General features: G+C 64.2%; 2 protein-coding genes. One reads left to right on the forward strand and one right to left on the reverse strand.

Annotation, left to right across the window (positions count from 1 at the left end; genetic code table 11):
* On the reverse strand, nt 1-197 hold a 197-nt coding region (locus ABD323_RS45740; RefSeq protein ID WP_344447816.1), incomplete at its 3' end, for a hypothetical protein.
* Nucleotides 198-325: 128 nt separating this feature from the next.
* On the opposite strand from ABD323_RS45740, the gene ABD323_RS45745 reads away from it, so the two are divergent.
* On the forward strand, nt 326-505 hold a 180-nt coding region (locus ABD323_RS45745), incomplete at its 3' end, for a response regulator (protein ID WP_344447817.1).

A 505-nucleotide genomic window follows, 5' to 3' on the forward strand; every position in this document is an offset into this window, starting at 1 on the left:
TTCTTGATCGCAACCGGACCCGACAGCTTCGCGTCCGACGGTACGGATGCTGAGCTGCCGTGGGAGCTCTGCTTATTGTCCTGTGTGTCAGCAGGGCTCTCGCCACCCGCCGCCAGTGCGCTGCCCGCGCCGCCGAGTGGGACCGCACCTGCGGCGAGGAGCGTTACTGTCATCGTCTTGCCGGTCGGCTTACGCATAACTGTCATTCCTCCTGTGGGGTTCCTCGCGGCGTTTCCGCGATGTCTACGACCGTGCCCGGTCCCCACTGAAGGAAGGCTGAACGATTCTGAAGTTCTCTTCAGGTTCGACTGGGAGACTGTCGGCCATGCGGGTGTTGATCGTCGAGGACGAATCACGCGTGGCCGACGCGCTGCGGGCCGGACTGAACGCTGAGGGTTGGTCGGTGGACGTGACCGGGGACGGCAACGAGGCGCTCTGGTACGCCGAGCACCACGAGTACGCAGCGATCCTGCTGGACATCATGCTTCCGGGCCTGAACGGCTAC

Origin of the sequence: Kitasatospora nipponensis, from assembly GCF_039528135.1 — a bacterium.
Lineage (GTDB): Bacteria > Actinomycetota > Actinomycetes > Streptomycetales > Streptomycetaceae > Kitasatospora > Kitasatospora nipponensis.